The 7,496-nt window shown below is 59.3% G+C and carries 5 protein-coding genes; 1 reads left to right on the forward strand and 4 read right to left on the reverse strand.

The window, feature by feature from the left end; translation table 11 throughout:
* Positions 1–6: 6 nt before the first annotated feature.
* From mraZ to P3T20_RS08270, 4 genes are all read right to left on the reverse strand, one after another.
* A complete protein-coding gene (mraZ, locus tag P3T20_RS08255) occupies positions 7–435 on the reverse strand; it encodes a division/cell wall cluster transcriptional repressor MraZ (protein ID WP_074262566.1) in 429 nt (142 codons plus the stop codon).
* A 453-nt stretch (positions 436–888) separates the two neighbouring features.
* Positions 889–1,515: a 2-polyprenyl-3-methyl-6-methoxy-1,4-benzoquinone monooxygenase gene (coq7, locus tag P3T20_RS08260; RefSeq protein WP_074262567.1), complete on the reverse strand. Its 627-nt coding sequence runs from the start codon at positions 1,513–1,515 to the stop codon at positions 889–891.
* A 490-nt stretch (positions 1,516–2,005) separates the two neighbouring features.
* Positions 2,006–3,679, reverse strand: coding sequence for a long-chain fatty acid--CoA ligase (locus P3T20_RS08265; RefSeq protein ID WP_074262568.1), 1,674 nt, complete (start codon positions 3,677–3,679; stop codon positions 2,006–2,008).
* Positions 3,680–3,840: 161 nt separating this feature from the next.
* Positions 3,841–5,928, reverse strand: a complete 2,088-nt coding sequence (locus tag P3T20_RS08270; RefSeq protein WP_429286659.1) for a molybdopterin-containing oxidoreductase family protein — start codon at positions 5,926–5,928, stop codon at positions 3,841–3,843.
* A gap of 169 nt (positions 5,929–6,097) precedes the next feature.
* Between P3T20_RS08270 and P3T20_RS08275 the strand changes: the two genes are divergently transcribed.
* Positions 6,098–7,291 (forward strand): M20 aminoacylase family protein, encoded by a 1,194-nt coding sequence (locus P3T20_RS08275; protein ID WP_429286660.1) that lies wholly within the window; start codon positions 6,098–6,100, stop codon positions 7,289–7,291.
* Positions 7,292–7,496 lie beyond the last annotated feature (205 nt).

A 7,496-nucleotide genomic window follows, 5' to 3' on the forward strand; every position in this document is an offset into this window, starting at 1 on the left:
CCGCGATCAGAACGTGAAATCTTTTAACGCTTCGGGCATGCCCTCAGCCATTGCCGCCTGTTCCTTGGCGGCGTATGTTTGTGCATCCCACAGCTCAAAGTGGCGGCCCATGCCGAGCAACGTCAATTCTTTTTCCAGCCCGCCAGCCGTGCGCAATTCCGGCGACACGAGCACGCGCCCTGCGCCGTCCATATCAACGTCCATTGCGTTGCCGAGGAAAATGCGCTTCCACCAGGTCGCGTTCATGGGCAGCTTGTCGACCTTGTCGCGGAAGATCTCCCATTCCGGGCGCGGAAAGAGCAACAGGCAGCCGTCCGGGTGCTTGGTGATCGTCACCCGGCCCTCTGCCTGTGTCTGCAGCGCATCCCGATACCGAGAGGGAATAGACATCCGCCCTTTCGCATCGAGCGTCAGCGCCGACGCCCCTTGGAACACTTCTCTCTCCCTTGTCGACTGGAGTTGGCGCTTTAGCGCTTACTCCAGTCCCATGCAGTTCACTGCGGTCGATCAGAGTTGGCGCTTAGCGCGCCAACCACCCGATCCGTGAAAATCTACCTGAAACCATCTGTGAGATCACACAAAAATACACTTTCTCACACTGTCTCCCACTTTAGAGGAAGCCCCAGGAGGGGTCAAGGGAGATGCGTGGTTTTTTAACGAAATTTGTTTGTTAGAACAAGGACTTAGCGCGACTCTTTCAAGTCAGGCCTAAAACAGAAAACCGTTATAAATGAATGGACTAGTGCAACTTGTGAAGGTGATACGTGAAAAGTCCCGGGGAAAGGCGTGGAATCTAAGCGATCTGCGGCGGGGGATTAAACGAATCAGCGGAGGGTTTAAGGCGATTGAACGGACGGCGCACGCTGCGCCGTCCCACTTCCACAGCGGTCAAACGTAGTAGGCAGTCCGGGTCATGATTTTCGACGCCGCGCGCATCAGGACGCGCGCGGGAAAAGGCAGTTCGACACCGCCCGCATCGATCGCGGCTTTACCGTGCGCGGCCTCGTCGGTACGCATCTGCTCGACGATCGCGCGAGACTCGAGATCCGCCTCTGGCAGTTTCTCGAGATGGCTGTCGAGGTGCTGCTCCACCTGACGCTCGGTCTCGGCCATGAAGCCAAGGCTCACACGATCTCCGAAGCGTCCAGCCACCAGACCGAGCGCAAGAGCACCTGCATACCAAAGCGGATTCAGCAGACTGGGACGCGAGTCGAGTGCTTCCAGACGGCGCGCGGTCCACGCGAGATGGTCCTCTTCTTCGCGAGCTGCACGCTCGAAGGTCTCTTTCAAGGCGGGAGAGCGGGTGGCCAGTTTTTGCGCCTGATAAAGCGCCTGGGCACACACCTCACCGACGTGGTTCACACGCATCAGGGCGGCCGCGTGCTCACGCTCGGCCGGCGACAGCTCCGGCATCTCCGCCACCACGGGCGGCACAGGCACTGGACGGTTCATCCGCGATACGCCTGTCATTGAACGTAAACCCCGATCCAGCTCGGTAATCAATTCATCCAGCATCCAGCCCTCCCGGTTCGACACATCAGCCCGGATCTTCCGGAGGTCCGTGCGACGTGCGTCTGCAAAGCAACTCGCGCGTCGGGACTTCCGTTAAGGGCTGATTTCATGACTATTTTTCAATTTTAGACCATGTTGCGTAAACGAAACAGCTACGTACCGAGCAACCTGCTTTTTCTTTGCGCAGGGTATCCCTTTTGTTACATTAGCGACGAACCTCTCGCGAGGGTAGAAAAACAAAGCGACCAAAAAACAAAACGCACCGGGTTAACAAGTCGTAATAAAGCTGTACATCCTAAAGGCGCCTTCGGGCGCTTTTTTTTCGCATGGACGTTTGTTCGACTGAAGTGGGAGAAAGGTAGCGCCGTTGGTACCGCCTCAGGCCTCGCGCAAATAGAAACGGCCCGGCGAGGATTAACTCGTCGGGCCGTTCTTCTTTTGATCAGGCTGGTTTCGCTAGTCGGCGCTACATGCGGTCAAGACAAGACACGCCTCACGCGCGGCCGTCGCGTAATTCCCGCCGCAAGATTTTGCCCACATTGCTCTTCGGCAGTTCCGTGCGGAACTCGATAATCTTCGGCCGCTTGTAGCCGGTGAGCTGTTCCTTGCAGAAAGCGAAGATGTCCGCGTCGGTCAGTGCCTGATCCTTCTTGACGATGAACAGCTTCACCGCTTCGCCCGAATGCTGATCCGGCACGCCAACCGCAGCAACTTCAAACACGCCGGGTAGCTTGGCGACGACGTCTTCAATCTCGTTCGGATAGACATTGAAACCGGACACCAGAATCATGTCCTTCTTGCGGTCGACAATCTTCACATAACCGGCGTCGCTCACCACGCCGACGTCGCCCGATTTGAAGAAGCCGTCCGGGGTCATCACCTTGGCGGTTTCATCCGGACGGTTCCAGTAGCCGGCCATGACCTGCGGACCGCGGATGCAGATCTCACCCGGTTGACCGAGGGGCACCTCGTTATTGTCGTCGTCGCGAATCGAGATCTCGGTCGATGGCAGTGGCAAGCCGATCGTGCCGCTGTACGAAGTAACCGACACGGGGTTGCAGGTCACACACGGCGACGTTTCCGACATGCCGTAACCTTCGACGATCGGCGTGTGCGTCCTTTCATACCAGCGCTTCGCGACGGCTTCCTGAACAGCCATCCCTCCACCATTGGCGACGAGCAGCTTCGAGAAGTTGAGCTTGTCGAAATCGGGATGGTTGAGCATCGCGTTATAGAGCGTGTTCACCGCCGGAATAGTGGTGATCGCATAACCTTGCAGCTCCTTGATCATGCCACCGATGTCGCGCGGATTTGGAATCAGCACGCCAAGCCCTCCGGTACGAACGGTGAGTAGTCCACATACCGTCAAGGCGAAGATGTGATACAGCGGCAGCGCGACGACGGTGATGAACTGGTCGATGTCGTCTCGTCCCTCGCGCGCCGGGTCGAGCCAGACTTGCGACTGCAGGACGTTGGCAATCAGGTTGCGATGGAGCAAGGTGGCGCCTTTCGCGACGCCGGTCGTGCCACCGGTGTATTGCAGGAACGCGACGTCGTCCGGCCCTTGCTTGACCGGCTTGAACTCCTGGCGAGCACCCTCGGCAATCGCTGCATTGAACTTGATGTGCCCCGGCAAGCTCCACGCCGGCACCATCTTTTTAACGTGACGTACGACGAAGTTCACGATGAGCCCTTTCGCGCCCATCAGATCGCCCATCGCCGCGACCACCACATGCTTGACGGCCGTATTGCGCAGCACCGCCTGGAGCGTCACCGCGAAATTCTCGAGCAGGATGATGGCTTCGGCGCCGCTATCCTTGAGTTGATGTTCGAGCTCGCGTGGCGTGTAAAGCGGATTCACGTTCACCACCACGTATCCCGCGCGCAAGATGGCTGCGATCGCCACCGGGTATTGCAGCACGTTGGGCATCATGATCGCGATACGCGCGCCCCGCGCAAGACCTTTGGACTGGAACCACGCGGCAAGCTTGCGCGACAGGGTGTCCAGTTCGCCATACGTTATCTGCTTCCCCATGCAGACGAACGCAGGCTTGGTCTGATATTCACGAAAGCTTTCTTCGAACAGTTCGGCAACGGACGAGTACTGACTCGGATCGATTTCTGCTGGAACGCCGGGCGGATATGATTTCAGCCAGATTTTTTCCATGCGGCGTCTCCTCCTTTATTTTCGAATGGTCGTGCTAAACGGGCATCGTAGCATGCGCTCCACTCTGCCATTTGCGAATGCACATAGGTTAGATGCCACCCTCCAACACGGTTCGCACTCAACGGCGTGCTTTGATGGAGGCAGGTGTCGTGCGATGCGTCTCAAAGGCTTGCAACGCGCTCGACCTCGACGAGGCAATCGTAGAAGGTGGCCGAACCGCCAAGGTCTGTCAGCGCCTGGCTCGTCACCTGATTCGCGTTGCAGCCATCGGGGGCGAGTTTTTTCCACCAGATAGAAAGTCCGACTACGAGACCTTCCCGTGCCTTGTCGGTGACACGGGCGCGGGCTTGCATCGAACCGCGGTCGTTGAAAACGCGCACGAGGTCGCCGTCGATAACCTCGCGCCGGCTCGCGTCGATGGGGTGAATGTCGAGATGCGGCTCGCCTTCGGTCGCGCGCAAACTCTCCACGTTGACGAAGGTGCTGTTCAGGAAATTGCGGGCCGGCGGCGAAATCATCGCCAGAGGAAAACGGGCCGCGAGTTCAGGGGCGCCGTCGGCGGATTCGTAGGGCGGCAAATAGTCGGGCAACGGATCGAGTCCTTGCTGTGCGAGACGCTCGCTAAAAAATTCGCACTTGCCGGAAGGGGTGCGGAACCCGCCTTCGGCAAAGGGAGCATCAGGCAGATTGAGCTTCGCCCAGCCGCTCGCTTTCAGGGACACCCAGTCGACACCTGCGAATACCGGGTCGCTCCAGCGGAACGCGCTGGCGGCCACGCTCTCGTCGGTCTCGAACAGTGCCGGCTCCTGCAGGTTCATACGGCGGGCGATGCCGCGGAAGATTTCAGTGTTGGGCCGGGCCTCGCCTACCGGTTGAATCGCGGGCAGGTTCGCCATCACGTGCGTGTGCCCGTAAGACTTATGAAGATCGAGATGTTCTAGCTGCGTGGTCGCGGGCAGCAGCAAGTCGGCGTAGTCAGCGGTGTCGGTCTGAAAATGCTCGAGGACGATCGTAAACAGATCCTCCCGCGCAAAGCCGGCCGCAACCCGCTGCGAGTCCGGTGCAACAGCAACCGGGTTCGAGTTGTAAACGATCACCGCTTCGATCTTGGGACCGAATTGGGCGTCGCCGGGATGCAGCAATGCGTCGCCAATCGCATTCATATTGATCACGCGCGGCTGGTGCGACGGCCAACCGGGGATCAGGTCAGGACGTTGCAGCGCGTGGGAATCGACCGGAGCCCAGCCCGACGAAGAGAGCAACGCCCCGCCGGCGCGCTCGCGCCACGCGCCGGTCAACGAGGGCAGACAGGCGATGGCGCGCACCGCATTGCCCCCGCCGCGTACTCGTTGCAGGCCGTAATTCATGCGGATCGCGGCCTTTCGGGTTCCACCGTAAAGGCGTGCGAGGTCGACGATCGTCTGCGCATCAATGCCGCAAATCCGGGCTACGCGAGCGGGTGGGTAGTCCAGCGCGCGCGCCTTCAGTTGTTCAAAGCCCAAGGTATGTTCGGCGATATAGGCGTGATCGAGCCAATCTTCGGTGATCAGCACGTTCATCATGCCGAGGGCAAGCGCACCGTCGGTGCCGGGTTTGAGGGCAATATGCTGATGGCATTTTTCCGCCGTCAGCGAGCGGTATGGGTCAATCGCAATCAGACGCGCACCGTTGCGTTTGGCCTCCTGCGCGCGGGTCCAAAAGTGCAGATTCGATGCGATCGGATTCGATCCCCAGATCAGAATGAGCTCGCTCTCGGCGAAGTACTCCGTCAGCATGCCGAGACTCGCACCGTAGGTGTACTTCAGACCGGCCGCGCCGGCCGCCGCGCAGATCGTACGGTCCAATTGGGATGCGCCCAGCTTGTGGAAGAATCGCTGGGCGATGCTGTCGCCCTGGACGAGGCCCATCGTTCCGGCGTAGCTATAAGGAACGATCGCCTCGGGAGCGCGGCTCGCAATTTCCGATAGACGCGCGGCCGCGAGTCCAAGCGCCTCATCCCAACTGATCGGCTCAAAGCGGCCCTCACCTTTGGCGCCGACGCGGCGCATCGGCTTCGTAAGGCGGCGGGGATGATGTACCCGCTCCGCATAACGGCTGACCTTGGTGCACAACGCCCCTTGCGTCGGCGGATGATCGGGATCGCCAACCACCTTGATCGCCCGACCATGCTCGACTGTCACGCGCATCGCGCAGGTGTCCGGGCAGTCATGCGGACACACGGCGCGGGCAAATTCGGTCGGGGCATTCATGGGGAGATCCGTATAAAGGACAACTTGGCACGAAATGCAATTTTATTACGTCCGTGGTCGCCCGCACTCTCCCGCGCCGCCAAAAATGCGGGTGGGCGTAGAATTGATCATCACCGAGCCCGGGCGAATAGCCTCGAGCAACTCAATGCATATCGAAGCACATCGCACCATGAAACTAATCCCCGAAATCCAGGCCGCACACGGCGAAATACAAACCCTCCGACGAACCATTCACGCGCATCCGGAACTGCGCTACGAAGAGACCCAGACTTCCGATCTTGTCGCGAAAAGTCTGACTGAGTGGGGTATCGAGGTCCATCGCGGCCTCGGTAAGACCGGTGTCGTGGGCATTCTGAAGCGCGGCAGCAGCAATCGCTCTATCGGATTGCGAGCCGACATGGATGCGCTACCGATCCAGGAGATCAACAGCTTCGAGCATCGCTCTCGTCACGACGGGAAGATGCACGCCTGTGGACACGATGGGCATACGGCCATGCTATTGGGTGCCGCTCGACACTTGGCCAGGCATGGCGAGTTCGACGGAACGATTGTGTTCATTTTCCAGCCGGCCGAAGAAGGCGGTGCAGGCGCGCAGGCGATGATCGACGATGGTCTGTTCACGAAGTTTCCCGTCGATGCTGTGTTCGGGATTCATAACTGGCCGGGTATGCCGGCTGGGCAATTCGGCGTGACCGAAGGCCCGATCATGGCGTCGAGCAACGAATTCCGCATCGAAATCACAGGCGTAGGATCACACGCGGCGATGCCGCACAACGGTCGCGACCCTGTTTTCACCGCGGTGCAGATCGCCAACGGACTGCAGGGCATCATCACGCGTAACAAGAAGCCGCTGGATACGGCGGTACTGTCGATCACGCAGATTCACGCAGGCGATGCGGTGAACGTCGTTCCTGATCGAGCCTGGATGGCGGGCACTGTGCGCACGTTCACGACGGAAACGCTGGACCTCGTCGAAGCTCGTATGCGGACGATTGCAGAGAATATTGCTGCGGCTTACGACTGTTCGGTAAATATCCGCTTCCATCGCAACTATCCACCTACGGTGAATAGCAGCGAAGAGACGCGCTTTGCCGCGTCGGTCATGAAGGAGGTTGTGGGGGCAGAAAACGTTGACGACGCCGTGGAGCCAACAATGGGCGCCGAGGACTTTTCGTTCATGCTGCTCGCCAAGCCGGGTTGCTACGCTTTCCTCGGAAATGGAGGGGGCGGGCATCGCGATGCCGGTCATGGTGCCGGACCCTGCATGCTGCATAACGCGAGTTACGATTTTAACGATGAGCTTTTGCCGATTGGGTCGACGTATTGGGTACGGCTCGCGCAGAAGTTTTTGGCGTCCAGGTAGTTTGGTGGGTTTGGTTTGTTGCGGGCGGGGAGGCCATCCGCTCGCCCGAGCGGTATCTGGCACTAGGTTGCCTGCGCGATTTCATGGGCGTAAACGCAGAAACCCCACCGTTTGCGGGGTGGGGTTTCTGGTTCTGCTAGGGAGCCTGACGATTACCTACTTTCACACGGGTAATCCGCACTATCATCGGCGTGGAGTCGTTTCA

Origin of the sequence: Paraburkholderia sp. GAS206C, from assembly GCF_050435645.1 — a bacterium.
GTDB classification, from domain to species: Bacteria; Pseudomonadota; Gammaproteobacteria; order Burkholderiales; family Burkholderiaceae; genus Paraburkholderia; species Paraburkholderia phenazinium_B.

Excerpts from the sequence above, each read along its gene's own strand:
- coq7 (WP_074262567.1), bottom strand. The coding sequence starts at position 1,515 with ATGCTGGATGAATTGATTACCGAGCTGGATCGGGGTTTACGTTCAATG.
- P3T20_RS08265 (WP_074262568.1), bottom strand. The coding sequence starts at position 3,679 with ATGGAAAAAATCTGGCTGAAATCATATCCGCCCGGCGTTCCAGCAGAA.
- P3T20_RS08270 (WP_429286659.1), bottom strand. The coding sequence starts at position 5,928 with ATGAATGCCCCGACCGAATTTGCCCGCGCCGTGTGTCCGCATGACTGC.
- P3T20_RS08275 (WP_429286660.1), top strand. The coding sequence starts at position 6,098 with ATGAAACTAATCCCCGAAATCCAGGCCGCACACGGCGAAATACAAACC.